12 protein-coding genes are annotated in these 15,633 nt (G+C 50.5%); 8 read left to right on the forward strand and 4 right to left on the reverse strand.

Features of this window, described 5'->3' with window-relative positions; translation table 11 throughout:
* Positions 1-133 precede the first annotated feature (133 nt).
* Both FCL45_RS08675 and FCL45_RS08680 read left to right on the forward strand, forming a co-directional pair.
* Positions 134-2,605 carry an ATP-binding protein gene (locus FCL45_RS08675; RefSeq protein ID WP_136798184.1) on the forward strand — a complete coding sequence of 824 codons (2,472 nt, stop codon included), beginning with the start codon at positions 134-136 and terminating at the stop codon, positions 2,603-2,605.
* 343 nt (positions 2,606-2,948) lie between these two features.
* Positions 2,949-3,281 (forward strand): carboxymuconolactone decarboxylase family protein, encoded by a 333-nt coding sequence (locus FCL45_RS08680; protein ID WP_136798185.1) that lies wholly within the window; start codon positions 2,949-2,951, stop codon positions 3,279-3,281.
* 127 nt (positions 3,282-3,408) lie between these two features.
* Here the strand turns inward: FCL45_RS08680 and FCL45_RS08685 are convergent, their stop codons facing one another.
* From FCL45_RS08685 to FCL45_RS08695, 3 genes are read right to left on the reverse strand one after another with little or no spacing between them, the layout of a single operon-like run.
* Positions 3,409-4,059, reverse strand: coding sequence for a TPM domain-containing protein (locus FCL45_RS08685; RefSeq protein ID WP_136798186.1), 651 nt, complete (start codon positions 4,057-4,059; stop codon positions 3,409-3,411).
* Between the two features lies 1 nt (position 4,060).
* The gene (locus FCL45_RS08690) at positions 4,061-4,996 is read right to left on the reverse strand and encodes a TPM domain-containing protein (protein ID WP_228721462.1); all 936 of its coding nucleotides are present in this window, start codon (positions 4,994-4,996) and stop codon (positions 4,061-4,063) included.
* Between the two features lie 25 nt (positions 4,997-5,021).
* Entirely contained in the window at positions 5,022-5,633 is a 612-nt protein-coding gene (locus tag FCL45_RS08695) for a LemA family protein (RefSeq protein WP_136798187.1), read from the reverse strand.
* Positions 5,634-5,838: 205 nt separating this feature from the next.
* Between FCL45_RS08695 and FCL45_RS08700 the strand changes: the two genes are divergently transcribed.
* From FCL45_RS08700 to FCL45_RS08725, 6 genes are all read left to right on the forward strand, one after another.
* The gene (locus FCL45_RS08700; RefSeq protein WP_136798188.1) at positions 5,839-6,288 is read left to right on the forward strand and encodes a MarR family winged helix-turn-helix transcriptional regulator; all 450 of its coding nucleotides are present in this window, start codon (positions 5,839-5,841) and stop codon (positions 6,286-6,288) included.
* The gene (locus tag FCL45_RS08705) at positions 6,285-7,367 is read left to right on the forward strand and encodes an efflux RND transporter periplasmic adaptor subunit (RefSeq protein ID WP_136798189.1); all 1,083 of its coding nucleotides are present in this window, start codon (positions 6,285-6,287) and stop codon (positions 7,365-7,367) included. Before FCL45_RS08700 ends, FCL45_RS08705 begins: the two co-directional genes overlap by 4 nt.
* A complete protein-coding gene (locus tag FCL45_RS08710; RefSeq protein ID WP_136798190.1) occupies positions 7,367-10,480 on the forward strand; it encodes an efflux RND transporter permease subunit in 3,114 nt (1,037 codons plus the stop codon). The genes FCL45_RS08705 and FCL45_RS08710 overlap by 1 nt, the downstream gene beginning before the upstream one ends.
* The gene (locus tag FCL45_RS08715) at positions 10,467-11,729 is read left to right on the forward strand and encodes a TolC family protein (protein WP_136798191.1); all 1,263 of its coding nucleotides are present in this window, start codon (positions 10,467-10,469) and stop codon (positions 11,727-11,729) included. The genes FCL45_RS08710 and FCL45_RS08715 overlap by 14 nt, the downstream gene beginning before the upstream one ends.
* A gap of 376 nt (positions 11,730-12,105) precedes the next feature.
* A complete protein-coding gene (locus tag FCL45_RS08720) occupies positions 12,106-13,305 on the forward strand; it encodes an MFS transporter (RefSeq protein ID WP_136798192.1) in 1,200 nt (399 codons plus the stop codon).
* Positions 13,306-13,641: 336 nt separating this feature from the next.
* Complete coding sequence (locus tag FCL45_RS08725; RefSeq protein ID WP_136798193.1) at positions 13,642-14,139, forward strand: DUF2059 domain-containing protein; 498 nt, start codon at positions 13,642-13,644, stop codon at positions 14,137-14,139.
* A 26-nt stretch (positions 14,140-14,165) separates the two neighbouring features.
* Here the strand turns inward: FCL45_RS08725 and FCL45_RS08730 are convergent, their stop codons facing one another.
* On the reverse strand, positions 14,166-15,425 hold the full coding sequence (locus FCL45_RS08730; protein WP_136798194.1) for an HD domain-containing phosphohydrolase: 1,260 nt from the start codon (positions 15,423-15,425) through the stop codon (positions 14,166-14,168).
* Positions 15,426-15,633 lie beyond the last annotated feature (208 nt).

Genomic DNA, 15,633 nt, shown 5'->3' on the forward strand with positions numbered 1-15,633 from the left:
ATATCTGCAGTTTAGCATGATTTTACCGCAAAGTTTCAAGAATTATCCGGTGTATAATTTAAGACGTAGGGCAAGAAATGGTTGGGAACGCAGGGGCTGCAGGAGTATCTGACTTTTCGCTGAGGTGATTCCGATGGCTGGAGATATTATTAATTCAGGCAAAGTTTCAGGCAAAAAAAAGAGCTATGAAAAACTGGGACTGTTCTATCTGGGCCGGGAAATTGGTGACAATGGAGAAACAATCGCCCCTATGCTGCTCAGGAGTCGTGACCTTACCACCCATGGCGTGATTATAGGCATGACGGGAAGCGGCAAAACAGGTCTTGGAATTGGATTGATAGAAGAGGCGATAATGGATGGGATTCCCTCTATTATCATTGATCCCAAGGGTGACATGGGAAACCTGTTGCTGACATTTCCTGATTTACAGGCCCAGGATTTTCAGCCGTGGCTGGAACAGTCGGAAGCATCCCGGAAAGGGCTCATCCTTGAACAGTATGCGCAGAAAACCGCTGCACAATGGCGGGACGGTCTTGCAGCATGGGATCAGAAGCCCGATAGAATCCGAACTCTTGCCCGACAAGCAGAGATAACCATATATACCCCTGGTGGAGGTGGTGGCGTGCCGGTTTCTGTGTTGGCAGGCTTTGCCGCACCAGCCCCCGATCCGGCGGCTGATCCCGATACCTTGAACGATCTTGTTACCTCAGCTGTTTCAGGATTGCTGGCACTATTGCAGATTGACGCCGACCCGATGCAGAGCAGGGAACATATCCTGCTCAGTTCGATCTTGCTGCACTACTGGCAGAAGGGGAATGGGGTGGATATGGAGGCATTGATCGGTGCCATAGTCAGCCCGCCGATCGAAAAGATTGGCGCTTTTGCCCTGGAGACATATTACAAACAGTCCGATCGTATGCAGCTTGCCATGCGCCTGAACAGCATCCTGGCAAGCCCCTCTTTTGCAGGTTGGGTGAAAGGAGAGCCGCTGGATATCCAGCGTATTCTTTACACCGATGATGGCAGGCCCAAAACCGCAATATTTTCGATTTCTCACCTGACCGATAGCGAACGGATGTTTTTTGTCACCTTGCTGTTGAACAGGTTTGTCGGCTGGATGAGAATGCAGCGAGGGAGTTCATCTTTGAAAATGTTACTTTACATGGATGAAATTTATGGATTTTTTCCTCCAACCGCTAATCCTCCATCGAAAAAGCCCATGTTGCTTATCCTCAAGCAGGCAAGGGCCTTTGGCTGTGGAGTGGTGCTCTCAACCCAGAACCCGGTAGATCTCGATTATCGGGGGCTCTCGAACATGGGCAGTTGGTTTATCGGCAGGCTGCAGACAGATCAGGATCGGAAAAAAGTTGCGGGTGGCATCGCTGGAGCGAGCGATGGCCGATTCACTGCCAGGGATGTTGAGCTGCTCCTGGCAAAAATGAAGGGTAGGCAGTTCCTGCTGAATTCAGCCAATCTGGATGAGCCAATGGCCTTTGAGACCCGGTGGGTTATGTCCTTTTTAAAAGGCCCGCTTACCTCAAAAGAGATCGAACAGCTGATGGCGGACAAGGTGACGGTGGCTAGAGAACTTCAAGGTAATTCGATCACTTCCGGGGAGGAGGGCATGGCCCGGTCTGCACCAGGACCGGCCATGGCGGAAAGCAGCGCACCGATTCTGGCAGGCCAGATAGAGCAGCGTTATTACCTGCCTGCTGCTCCAGGAGAAAAATGCGTGTTGCAGCCTGCGATTGCAGCACGTTGCAAGGTACGCTTTTTTAACGCCAGCAGAAATATCAATGAGACTAGGCTGGTGCAGCGCTACTATCCACTAGGGGGGACTGCAGAAAATTTCCCAGGTCTGGCTGAGATTACCTGGTCGGAGGCTGAAGAACTTCCTTTCGCACTGGAGGAATGCTTTGTCTCGGCCCCCTCAGGTTACGGATATGCTGCAATACCTGCCGAAATCTGCGCGGTTCAAAATCTGCGAGCTGCAGAAAAAAGTTTTGCCGATGCCCTCTACAGAACCGAACGGCTAGAGCTTTTCAGGGTGAAATCTCTGAAGCTGGAATCGGTACCCCATGAAACACTGACGGATTTTAAAGTCCGGCTTCGCGACCTGTTACGGGAGAACAAGGATGAAGCGGTTGATAAACTGCGGGCAAAATATGACCTCAGGCAGCAGCGTCTGCATAAAAAAATTCAGCAAGCCCATGAACGTCTGCAGCAGGAAGAGGCCGAGGTGCGAACGAAAACGACAGACACTATTCTCTCTTTCGGGGTGGCGGTGGTCGGAGCACTTTTCGGGCGCCGGTCGGCCGGCAGCGGTACCTCGGGGTTTGCGACCGGTATGCGGAAAGCGGGGAGGGTGTTTACAGAAAAAGACGATGCCAGAAGGGTGCGACAGGAACTTGGGCAGCTTCAGAGTGAGTTGGAGCTGTTGGCAGGGGAGCTGGAGCAGGAGATAGACGCACTGGGAAGTTCATTTTCAGTTGAAAATTATCAGATCGAGACGTTTACCATCAATCCGCGAAGAAAAGATATATTTGATGTGAACTGTTTCCTGGTGTGGGAGCTTGCAGAGGTTGGAGACATATTGCCAAGCTAATGACGAAGCAACAAATTGTAGAGACTAGGCAAGAAATGACTTTTTGTCAAAGTGAAAATGAGAAGGAGTTGCTGAAAACAGAATTGTTGAAAAAAGTGCGGATTAGGGTGGAAATTATTAGGTGTTGGTGGTATGCCGATGAGAAGAAGAGCATCCCCATGATTTCAGCATATTACATGGGATGAAGAGAGCACCGGAGTGGAGAGGAAAAGAGCTATGAGAACGAGTAGTTCAGCTGTTTTCAAGCTGACTCTCCTGTCTGGAATTCAGCGTCTGTTCCATTGCCGGAATGGAACGGTCGTCTGCAACAATTAAATGCAGAATGCCAACCACACAGTGAGCCATGAAAGACCCCATCTATCCCGACAGAACACAGTATGAAGTTTCTCAGTGCTATCCAGAGGTTATGTCGGCCTTGAAAGATCTCAGCACCAAAGTCCGCAATTGCGGACCACTGGAAGAGAAGACAACACATCTTATCCAGCTGGCTGCTGCTGCGGCAAATGGATCTGAGGCAACGGTTCATTCACACGCCAGGAGAGCGATGAGAGCAGGCGCAAGCAGTTATGAAATTTACCATGCCTTGATGCTGCTGCTGCCTATCTGTGGTTATCCGATAACCATGGAGGCGATATCCTGGTGTCGTGATATCCTCGAAGGGGAATGCGGCGAGTAATCGCCGCACCGGGACAAACATAAAGTTCTTGTAAGTATTTATTTTTAGCTGCTTCGGTGTCCTGGTTTGTGGTTTGCCGGTTCAAATTGTTTTTTGCGCCTGTCATTTGATATGTGGGGCTGGCCGATTAGCGGATGCTGAGATTGTGGAGTTCGTTGTGGTCATCTCCTTCTATCGGGAAATGGTGTGCAAGTATCTCTCCTACACGTTCGATCGCTCTGCACAGGCTTTCGCAGCGGCAGTTCGTCCTGATGCCGTGAGTCAGTTCTTCTACTATTTCAAGCCATTGGTCGGGGGCAATTTTTTCGTTGATGCCCCTGTCGCCCAAAACCCATACTTTATGCTCAAAAACTGAGATGAATATCAGGATACCGTTCTCAGCCCTGGTGCGATAAAGTCCCTCCTCATAAAAAGATGTTATCGCCGCCTCTGCCACCTCCTCTTCGACCTGGTCACTGTTCAGGAAGAAACGCTTTAGCCACAGGAGGTGGGTAACAAGAGCCCGGGCGGGGAGGTAAAGCACCGCAAAAATTGCCAGAAAAAGGTACATGTTTTCGGGTCCAAGCCAGAGGTAGTTGCCGATAAGAGAGGTTAGCAGTAAAGCCACAGGAAGAGTGATAATGGCGCCGCCTGAAGCACAGGCCAGCGGGTAGTGGTGGCTGGCTGAGACTATCATGGGTACGATCTCACCCGAGGTTTGGAGTTCGGCCGCATGAACTGCCTTGCTGACCAGCTGTTGTTCTTCTGGTGTGAGAAACGATTCGGCAAGATTTTTCATATCACCATCCTCCTGAGGCACCGCCTCCGCCGAAACCGCCCCCTCCGCCGCCAAATCCTCCTCCGAAGCCACCCCCCAAACCTCCGCTGCCGTAACCACCGTAGTGACGGCCGCTCCCGCGGTGAATGGTCCTGGAGTTTAATGAAGAGGCAGCAAAGGCAGAGGCGATCAACCCTCCGACCGCGCCAGCGGGTACCAGGACAGCAAGAAGCAGCCATTTCGCGCCAAGGATGAAATAGCCAAGAACCGGTGCGGCAACTCCGCCGATGGCAGCCGCCAGCGCTTTGTGTTTGCCGAACGCTTTTCCGATAAAGAGCAGAACGGCCATCAGCATAATGGGAAATGTCTCAAGGCCGACCTGATTTTGGCTGGCTTGATTTTCCGGGGCGGAAAACTCACCCCGGACAACATCCATCATGGCATTGACGCCATTAATTACCCCCTGGTCGAAGTCGCCACGCTTGAACAAGGGAGCAATGATCTCCCGGATTATTCTGCCCGAAGTGAGGTCGGTGAGTGTGGGCTCGAGGCCGTACCCAACTTCTATTCTGATTTTTCGATCATTTTGGGCAATGAGCAGGATGGCTCCGTTGTCCAGATCGGCCTGGCCTATCCGCCAGTTTTCTGCAACCCTGATCGAAAAATCCTCCAGCGAATCACCTTCAAGACTCTCTATGGTAAGGACTACCAGTTGGGTCGACTGTTCATCCTCAAATGTTTTCAGGGAATTTTCGAGCTGACTCACAGTGGCAGGATTCAGCATCTTCGCGTAATCATTGATCCTGGCCGTAAGAGGGGGGACTTCGAGGGCCCCCGCTGACGGCGCTTGCAGTCCGAGTACCGCAATGATGGTTATTGACAGAGCCATGCCGGAGGCGGCTCTACAGATACGAAGACCATGAACATATAGAGAATTACAGCAATCGGCAAAAGACATTGCTCTTCTCCCAAAAATGTACCGGTTAAAATTTCACTTCCGGCACCTGTTTTGCTGCTTCGTCCGCTTTGAAGTATTCCTTGCGGTCCAGGTGGAGCAGGATGTTGTTGGTCAGGCTCTGGGGAAACTTGCGAATAGCGGCGTTGAACACCTCCACTGCCTGGTTATAGCGTTGACGAGCAACGTTTATCCGGTTTTCAGTACCTTCCAGCTGATTTTGCAGATCGAGAAAATTCTGGTTGGCTTTAAGATCCGGGTAGCGCTCAACCACCACCATGAGTCTGGAAAGAGCAGAATTGAGTCCTCCCTGTGCCTCCTGGAATTGCTGCATTTTGGCGGCGTCTCCCAGGTCGGAGGTGTTGAGCTGTATGGAAGATGCCTTGGCCCTGGCGTTGACCACCGCTTCCAGTGTCTCTTTCTCATGGGCTGCATAGCCCTTTACTGTTTCAACGAGATTGGGGATCAGATCACCCCTTCGCTGCAGGGTAGCTTCGATATCAGCCCAGGCTTTGAAAACAGATTCCTCCTTTATCTGCAGATCATTATAGCCACAGGAGCTGAGTATAAACGCGGTGAGAGCCAGTGCGCTCAGCCAGTTGAGTTTTTGAAAAAATCTAACTGGGGCAGGGCGGGTCATGGGAACCTCCATAATCGGTATGGATTTGCAAAACACTCAGAGTCTGTATGTTCTTCAAGGTTTGTGCCTGACAAAAAATATCCTATATGGTCTTTGCTCTGTTGTCCATCCCCATCGTGCTGTTTCTCCATAATTAATGAAAGTCGTTGACAAGATAAAGTTTAGCGCCTAGATATTTGCCTAGTTAAATATCTAGAGGAAATTTATGGATAAATTACAAGAGAATGCATTAGGTCGCCTGTTGTACCTGTCTGCCATGTCGTTCAGGAACTATCTCGAAAACCACTTGAAACCATACGACCTGACGGCGGAACAGTTTCATGTGATGAAGTGCCTGATCGAGGAAGATGGCGTAACACAGAGTCGTCTTTGTACTTCGACCTACAAGAGCCCGGCCAATGTGACCAGGATTCTTGACAGGCTGGAGAAAAAGCGATGCCTCGAACGACGGAATAATCCTGGCGACAGACGATCGAGCCTGGTGCATCTTACCGGGCAGGGAGGGCTTCTCATGGCAAAGATCAAGGAGGAGCTTGCCGATTGTGAGGCGAAGGTAACAACTGGTTTGAGCCCTCAGGAGGTGCAGGTAATTAAAGATGGGCTGAAGATCATCCGCTACAATATGGAACAAAGTATGGGGGAACAGGCGAAATGAGAGAGGGGAAAAAGGGCAGTATTCTCGTGTTGTTTGTATTAGGAGTATTTTGCGGAGTTGTATTCTTAAGCGGCATGGTGGCAGCTCAGGGACCACCGCCTGCACGGGTTATTGTCAGCAAGGTCGTGGAAGAAGAGGTCTCCCAGAGTCGCTCGGTGATCGGCATTCTCTACTATGAGCGGACCAGTGACATTTCTACCGAGGTGGCCGGCCTGGTAGAGGTAGTGCGTGTGAACCAGGGTGATCATGTGAATGTGGGGGATGTGCTGGTTGAGCTTAATACCGAGATTCTCGATCAGGAGATAGTCTTGACGAAAACTCGTATCGCCCAGGCGGAACTTCGTATCGTCAACACCAGGAAAAACTTCAATCGCCTGCAGAATCTGTTCGACAACAAGGGGGTCAGCGAGAAGGATTTCGATGATGCGCTTTACGCCTATCAGGACGCCCAGAAAGAAAAGCAAGCCAATCAGGATAACCTGAAAAAACTGCTGATCCAGAAAAAAAGAAGCGTTATCACTGCTCCTTTTGCCGGTATTATTCTCGCCAAAAATGTGGACTCAGGTGCCTGGGTCCAGCAGGGCAAGCAGTTGGTGAGCCTCGGTTCTATAAATGATCTGTATGTACGGGCACCTATCTCGGAAGCGCTGTTGCAATACATCCGAATGGGTGAGGAGGTGCCGGTGATCATAACCGCTTTTGGTGAAGAAAAGAGCGGTAAGGTGGTTGATATTGATCCGGTGGCCGATGTGAAGACCAAAAATGTCTTCTTAAAGATCAAGATCGATCCGTTGCCGCTGGTCGCTCAGAACATGTCTGCTACGGTTCACGTTCCTGCCAGCCCCAAAACGCAACTGCGGATATTGCCGAGAGCGGCGATTATCAAAAATCAGGGCAAAGATTTCATCTTTACCATCAAAGAAGGGAAGGCCTCCATCCTGCCGGTTCATGTCGTTAGTTTTATGGGGGAAAAAGTTGCGGTGGATAACCCGTATATCGTGGTGGGAATGGACGTGGTGGTAGAAGGTAATGAGCGTCTCCGCCCTGATCAGCCGGTTATGATTGCGGGAGAGAGATAATGAACATCGTCGAATACGCTCTGAAAAAACCGGTGAGTGTGGCGGTGGGAGTTATCCTGGTGGCCACCTTTGGCCTGCTCGGTCTGCAAAAGTTGCCGGTACAGCTCACTCCGGATGTTGAGACGCCCCAGATTACTGTACAGACAACCTGGGCCGGCGCGACCCCTTACGAGATTGAGAAGGATATCATCGAGATACAGGAAGAGGCTCTGAAAGGGCTGCAGGGGCTCACGGAGATGGAGAGTTCCAGTTACAATAACTTCGGTGAGATTACTCTCTCGTTCGGAATCGGAACCGAACTGGATGATGCGCTGCTCAGAGTCTCAAACAAAATGAACGAGGTGTCCGGCTATCCCGATTCGGCGGATAAGCCGAAGATCGAGGCTGCCGGTGCTAACAGTTCGCCGGTTATCTGGTCCATGCTCAAGACCCGCGAAGATAACCCTAACCATATCAACACCTATCGCACCTACTTCGAAGACAATGTGCGCCAGCATATCGAGCGTGTGCCGGGAGTTGGTTCGTTGCTGGTTTTTGGCGGTACAGAGGCAGAAATGCATGTCACTCTCGATATGACCGAGATGGCACGGTACAACATCTCCATAAATCAGATCAGCTCTGTTTTGAAAAATGCCAATGCCACCACCTCGGCGGGTGTGCTTGGTATTGGCCGCAAAAACTATCGCATCAGAACCATGGGGCAGTTTCAGTCCCCGGAAGATGTAATGGATGTGGTGGTGTTTGATGATGGTATCAAGCGTGTCTACCTGCGGGATATTGCCAAGGTTGATCCCGGCTATGATGAGGAGACCGGGGCTGTATTCCATAACGGTACCCAGGTTATTGTTATCGGTATCCGCAAGGAACCGGGTGCCAACGTATTGGAGATGACCGAGCGTGTGGAACAGGAAGTGGAGCGGCTTAACAGTGGCCTGCTTGGTGATAAACAACTCTACATCGATATGGTCTATGACCAGCGACCATATATCAACACCGCTATAGATCTGGTGAAGACCAATGTGATGCTCGGTGGCCTTTTGGCTATTCTCGTGCTCCTCACTTTTCTCCGCAGCCTTCGTTCCACCATTACCACCGCGGTGGCTATCCCGGTCTCCGTGGTGGGCAGTTTTATCTTTTTGTGGGTGAGCGGCAGGAGCCTGAACGTGGTGAGTCTGGCCGGTATCTCTTTTGCGGTGGGCATGTTGGTGGATAACTCCATCGTCGTGCTGGAGAATATTGACCGCCACCGAAAGATGGGCAAAGATGCATTTACCGCCGCGCTGGACGGTGCCAATGAGGTGTGGGGTGCGGTTTTCGCTTCCACCGCCACCACGGTGGCGGTGTTTCTGCCGGTGGTATTCATGCAGGAGGAGGCCGGTCAGCTCTTTCGCGATATCGCCATAGCCATCACCTTCTCAATCATGCTGAGTCTGGTGGTGTCTGTTACCGTTATCCCGACCTTGATCAATATTTTCTATAGAAACAGAAAAGAAAAAGAGAAGACCTGGCTGCAGAGATCCACTGTGGGGCCGGTGATAGCTGACGGTTTGATGTGGTTCTCAAACCTCTGTTTAAAAAACGTCTTCACCAGACTTGCATCGGTATTGGTTTTCACCTTGCTTTCCGTGGTGCTGATCGTGAGCCTCAAGCCCAGTGCAGAGTATCTGCCCCTGGGCAATCGTAACCTTATTCTGAATATTCTTATCCCGCCCCCGGGGTACTCGGTCGACAAGCTCAAGGAGATAGGCGGTTACATCTTCGAGAGTTCAGAGCCCTATTTCAAGGAAGACGACCGGGAAGGGTTTCCCCAGATCAAACAGATGTTTTATGTCGGCTCGGACCGTTTCACCCTATTTGGTGGTATCTCGACCCATGAGACCCGTGCAGCTGAGTTGATTCCCCTGTTTTCACGAATCATGAACACAATCCCCGGTTTTTTCGGGGTCTCCCTGCAGGCTGGTATTTTCGAGAGCGGGCTTGGCGAGGGCAGAACGGTTGAGGTCAATATTTCCGGCGAGAACATTGACCAGATAGCGGGCTCCGCCCTGATGCTTTACGGGGCAACCATGCAGACCATACCAGGTTCCCAAGTGCGGCCGGTGCCATCTTTTGAGACCAGCTACCCTGAGATCAGGGTTATTGGTAATAAAGAAAAACTTGCGGCTAACGGGCTTACTGAAAGAGACCTGGGCGTCTATATCGATACCCTGATGGATGGTCGCAAGGTGGATGATTACCGCCCGGAAGGTGTGAAGCAGATCGATCTGGTGGTCAAAGGCAGTGATGAGATTTACGATACACCGGAGCGTATTTTAAGGGCGACCATTGTCAACAGCTATGGCAACCTTATCCACGTCGGCGATGTGGCGAGTCTCGAGTATAGTCAGGGCATGCCCCAGATCAATCATCTGGAGCGTAAGCGAACCATCACCCTGCAGGTGACTCCACCCAAGGATCTGCCCATCCAGACGGCCATGGAGACTATTGAAAACAATCTGATCAAACCGATGCAGGAAGAGGGCAAATTGGCCGGACTGGATATCACCATCGGCGGTAATGCCGATAAATTGCAGGAGACAGGGGAGGCGTTGAAGTGGAACCTGTTGCTGGCTCTGCTGATCACCTACCTGCTGATGGCGGCGTTGTTTGAGAATTTTCTCTATCCACTGATCATCCTGTTCAGTGTGCCCCTGGCAGCAGCGGGTGGGTTTGTCGGGCTTGTTGCCGTAAACGCTTTTGTGGCACCACAGGCCTTTGATATCCTGGCTATGCTTGGATTTATCATCCTTATCGGTACAGTGGTCAATAACGCTATCCTGATTGTTCACCAATCGTTGAACAACGTTCGCTATAACGGTCTGGTCGGCATGGAGGCAGTTTCCGATGCGGTGCGGACCCGTATCCGGCCCATTTTCATGAGTGCCACCACCAGCCTTTTAGCCATGACCCCGCTGGTGCTTTCCACCGGCTCGGGTAGTGAGTTGTACCGCGGCCTGGGTTCCATCCTGTTGGGAGGACTGGCCCTGTCAACGCTGTTCACGCTTTTTGTCATTCCATCACTTCTCATATTCGTCATAGGTTTTGAAAGGAGCAGAGTCAATGAAGAGAGTTAGTCTGGTCACCGCAACGTTTGTCGGTTGTCTCGCGGGCGCAGTTGCTGCGCAGGCGATGGATCTCACGGCAATGCAGAATGCCGCGGTGGATAATCGTGCGGTGGTGCAGCGCTTTATAAGCAATGTGGAGAGCAGCGAGCAGGATGTTGCCCTGGCGAAAGGGCCCTACTATCCGTCTGTGGATCTCTCCTATATCACTAATACGCTCGATGAAGCGAGCGATTTTGAGAATTCTGAGAACAGTGTGGCTGAAGCCACGGTGAGCTGGAATATGTTCTCAGGATTTCGGGATAAATATAACCTGCTTACGGCCCGGCAACTCCAGGAGGTGGAAGAGTACCGCCTGCAAGGCATCAAGCAGGATCTCAGGCTGGTGGTCGCTCTCAGTTATCTCGGGGTTTATGACAGTCTGGCCAACCTGAAGGTGACTGAAGATGCAGTCCGCACCCTTGAGCGGGTCTACCGGGATGGTGAGAATCGATATGAAGTGGGGCTGATCGGTAAAAATGATCTGCTCAAATTCAGGGTCGACTACGATAACGCCGATATTAATATGAAAGCGGCCCGGGCCCGCCTTGATAAGAGTGTCAACTCTCTTGCGCGGGAGATCGGGGTCGGGGTGACTCTGGAAGATTTGCGTTTTGAAGAATTTTCCATATTGCCGAACGAGCTTGATGAGATGGAATACCTGCAGAGGATGCTTGTCTCGCGTAGCGAAATCCTTGCCCTGGAAGGGGTGATAGCCGCCAGTGAGTCCCAGGTGCGGGCAAGTTACGCGGATTATTATCCCAGCGTGGATCTGGTGGGCAGTTACAGTCGCTACGACGACAACTACTTCAACGGCGCCGGTGATGAAGAAGATGACGAGTTGCGCGCCAGTCTGGTTCTCTCCATGAATATTTTTCGTGGCTTTACCAAAGAGGCCCAGACCAGCAAGGCCAAGCTGGAAAAGCGCGGCAATCAGTTTGAGTTGCAGGAGTTGCAGGAGACTCTCACAAATGATCTGCACAATCTCTTCATTGATTACCGGGTAAGCCTGGAGAACGTGGAGGTTGCCAGAAGGTCAATTGAGCAGGCAGAGGAAAACCTGCGAATCACCCAACTGAAATATGATGAGGGACTGGAGCGTGAGTCCGATCTGCTGGATGCCATCGCCAGTCTCTCCCGGGCCCAGGCCAACGAGGTGGCGGTTATCCGCACTGTGTATAGTAATTATTTCCAGATTCAGAGGATGGTCGCCGGCTTTTAACCTGAATATTACCTCGGTCATGCAACGCCATCTTCTCCAGTGTTTTGCCTTGAGCATAGGCTCATTGTAAAAAACGTCGAATATGACGCCGCCTGAACCGATGGGATCTCTGGCAGGATATTGAAGTTCGTCGAGACCTCTGGGATTTGCCTATGTGAGTAGAGTGAATCCCAATCCTCTTTGAATAGCAGCCTGTCTCAATTCATTTTATTATAGTGTATGAATTAGCTGCGCTTTTTGGTAGCTTTTGGGTTGTGCCTTATTCGTTCCCCGTCCTTTGCCATTTAGCAGAGGGCGGGGTTGTTTTTTGGCGGAGAGTATTTCCATTTCGGCTTCCGCTTTGTTTTCCTCTACCAGCCTTTTAAATTGGTACTTTATGGAACGTAGTACACTCATAACCCTGCTTCTCACAATTTTCATCGCTCTACTGGGGATTGGAGTCATCATTCCGGTTATGCCTGTTCTAGCCGAAAGCCTCGGTGCCGGCGGTGTGGCGTTGGGGATGATTATCGCTGCGTTTTCCATCGTACGTGGGCTCGCCCAGCCAGTGGTGGGCAACCTTTCCGACATCCTGGGCAGAAAATGGTTCATGGTAGCCGGGCTCTTTATCTATGGTCTGGTGGGACTCCTGATCCCCCATGCGACAAGTGTCAATGACCTGATCATAATCAGGGGATTTCAGGGACTCGGTTCGGCAATGATCGTACCTATTGCCCTGGCTTATGTGAGTATACTTGCCCCGGCCGGACAAGAGGGGCGTTATATGGGGTATCTCAATATCGCCATGTTCTGCGGCATAGGATGTGGGCCGGTATTTGGCGGGCTGTTCATGGATACGCTGGGATTGGCTTCTGCCTTCTATGCCATGGCAATTCTCTCTTTTGCCGCCTTTGTGCTGGTGGTTTTCAATATGCCGGCCTACCTCCCACGAAAGGGTGTGGAGGCGGCAGGGTTGTTGCCCAGTCTGGTCAGGATGGCCCGTCGCAGGAGAACCGTCGGTATCCTCCTGGCCAGGTACGCCACCATGATCGTCATGGTACCCACCATGGCATTTCTCCCTTTGCTGATGATGCAGTGGGAAAGCCATGTGACGGGAACTCAGGTGGGATTGGTCATTGCCGCGCGGACCCTGGTAAACGCCGTTCTTCAGGTACCGTTCGGCAAGTTGGTTGACACCTGTAACAAAATAACACTGCTTGTTATCGGCACTCTGTCCATGGGTGTCTCTCTAGCTTTTGTCCCGCATGGTTCGAGTGTTATCGAAATGATTATTCTCTATGCAATTCTCGGTATAGGGGAGGCCCTTATCTGGCCGGTTTTGGGAGCATATGCATCGGAGGAGGGCCGAACGCATTTCGGACATGGAACCATGATGGGAGTATACAGCCTGGCCATGAGCGGAGGTGTTTTTACCGGTGCAATGCTGGCTGGCTATTCAACAGATAATATGGGGATGAGTTGGGCCTACTATCTTACTGCGCTTGCGGTTTGTCTGATCACAATCTTTGCTGCTTATATGATATATCTGGGTGAGCAGGCGGACAAAGCCGGAAACGTACAGTCAGACAGGCGATGAGTACGAATCTGATTGTGGTTGCGCATATCAATCTTCATTTGGTTCGAAATGAAAGGGTTGTTGATCTTGATTGTTGAGTCATCCGGTTCACCCTGTTTATCTCATTCTATGCTGAAATTTCAACCGGCCCATGTGATTGACTCTCACATCTGCCTCAGAGCTGGTGGCGCTACCCCAAAAAACGCATAATTATGTCAAAAATTTTCAATGCGTTGGATACTCCCCTGGTGTAAAGTGAGACTTGCCTGACGCATTTCTGGTGCTTTTCTTGCGGGTTGCGCCTAGGGTAGCGGATAGAGCAGAAGAGGAGACAAATAATCCAGTGAGAGGATACTGATGATAAAGCGTGTTCTGGCGGTGCTGGTGGTGCTGATGTTTTCAAGTTGCCCCTGTTGGGCGAGTGATGAGAAGGCAGAAGATATCCTTAAGTTGCTCGTTATTACCGGATCGCTGGAGCAGGCTAAAGATATAGTGATCTATCTGGCCCAAGCTGAACTGGCGGCCGTGAGTGAAAGTGACGATGATATCTCAAAGCAGGCAATTGCCATTATAGAAGAAGAAACAGTCAAAATCCTGACCGGGCAATTTGCTGCCGGTTCAGCGCTTGTGAGCGAATTGGTGAATATATATGCGGAATATTTCAGTCACGATGAGATATTGCAGATCATCGCATTTTATGAATCAGGGGTGGGTTCGAAGATGATTGCCAGCATGCCGCAGATTATGGAAAAATCAATGCTTGCCGGCCAGATGATGGGCAATAGTATTACACCTCTGTTGAGAGATAATATCCTGTCAAGGTTACAGCAGGAAGGTATTGAAGTACCCCGCTAATTATTGCTGTATTGTAGGGTTCCGCCTTAAAAAACGGTGGCGGTTGTCTGGCACTGATTGAGATTTTTCTCGATAATTTTGAACAGCTCCGGATCTATGTTGTGCAGGCTCACCTCCTTTTTAAGGACCATCAGGATATCATAGGGGGCCAGCGGAGGACGATAGGGTCTTCGCTGAGCAAGTGCCTGGTAAATATCAGATATGCAGACAATTCGTGCCTCTATGCTGAGCTCATCGGCGGTTTTTTTGAACGGGTAACCGCTTCCGTTCAGCTTTTCATGATGATCTGCTGCCCAGCTGGTAATTTGATCAAAGCCTTTAATTCTTTTCAGGATCATGAAGGTGACATAGCTGTGCTGGCGCATAACCGAGAGAAATTCACCATCCAGGCCGCCGGGATAGTCAAGAATTTTATCGGGAACCTGGAGTTTACCCAGATCATGCAGCAGACCGGCGATTTCAAGCGAGATGACAGTTTCATCAGGAAGACCGCAGCACTGGCCGATATAGGCAGCAAGTCGGGAGACCCCAAGAGAATGCTCTGCGGTGAAACTACTTTTAGCATCAACAATTTCAGCAAATATTGCAGCCATTTTCCTGAGCTGGTTCTCATCGAGCCAGATATCATCCGGTTCAATAATCTGCTGTGAGAGATAATCGCGAAGATGTTCTATCTCTTGAGTTATCCAGAACGATTCTCTCTCAGAGGCGGCAAGAACCACATCCACAAGCTCCGGCTTGAAGTGTGAACCTCTCAGAAACTTGATATTCTTACAAACCCTGTCGCGACAAGAGAGCTTGTTGGTGAAAGGTTCCATGAAGGAAATAGCATCAATCCTGTCGGTGAGATAAATTAAATTGGCGTAGGTCTTAATATTCTCATCAATGGGTAAGTCTTTCAACTCATCCCATCGGGTGTGGTGATACAGGATGATATCCGCGAATCCCTCCAACGGTTCAAACCGCCTTAACCGTTCGGCACCTATGAGGCAATGGATATTGGCGTTTACCCATTCGAGTTCAGTGACCAGATGGTTGTGGACCTGGCTCGATGATACTCCGCAATCATGGAGCAGGCCGAGGCGATACAGCTTTAAATGTAATTGCGGATCGGAGCTCATCAGTTTGGCACATTCCATGGCCATGAACCCTACCCGCTTCCCATGGTGAAGTTCATCAACACCTACCAGATCTATAGTATCTGAAAGGGCATGGACCAATTGTCCGAAATCTATTCTCATGTTGGGGCCTATTGGTGATATTGATCCGTTACGATCCTGACGCATTAATACATCATGTCTTCCTGGCCAGTTGATGTGTCAGGTCGCTCTAGTATTATAGCATTCTCCAAGTCGAGATTAGCAACATAAAGATGGGGTGAGATCGAGATGAAGACGGAACCCCAATTTGACGCTGAGCATTTTGAATCAGAAGTGCATGTTGTGCAAGTATATGAAACTGCACAACAATATTGGTTTTTATGTGGAAGGTGAG

The sequence above is a fragment of the Desulfosediminicola ganghwensis genome (assembly GCF_005116675.2).
Lineage (GTDB): Bacteria > Desulfobacterota > Desulfobulbia > Desulfobulbales > Desulfocapsaceae > Desulfopila > Desulfopila ganghwensis.